Raw genomic sequence first — 223 nt, 5'->3', positions numbered from 1 at the left:
TAAAAGGGTGATGGCGTGCCTTTTGTAGAATGAACCGGCGAGTTACGTTCACGTGCAAGGTTAAGTCGGGAAGACGGAGCCGCAGCGAAAGCGAGTCTGAATAGGGCGAATGAGTACGTGGTCGTAGACCCGAAACCGTGTGATCTACCCCTGTCCAGGGTGAAGGTGCGGTAACACGCACTGGAGGCCCGAACCCACGAACGTTGAAAAGTTCGGGGATGAG

The 223-nt window shown here is 55.2% G+C and carries 1 rRNA gene; it reads left to right on the top strand.

What is annotated here, in order from left to right:
- Nucleotides 1-223: ribosomal RNA gene (locus WFK81_RS30850) — 23S ribosomal RNA — on the top strand; the annotation flags it as partial.

It is taken from the genome of Paenibacillus sp. MMO-177, assembly GCF_037147795.1.
Classification (GTDB): Bacteria; Bacillota; Bacilli; order Paenibacillales; family Paenibacillaceae; genus Pristimantibacillus.
The sequence above is the reverse complement of the archived record's forward strand: the minus strand, read 5'-3'. Positions and strand labels throughout refer to the sequence as shown.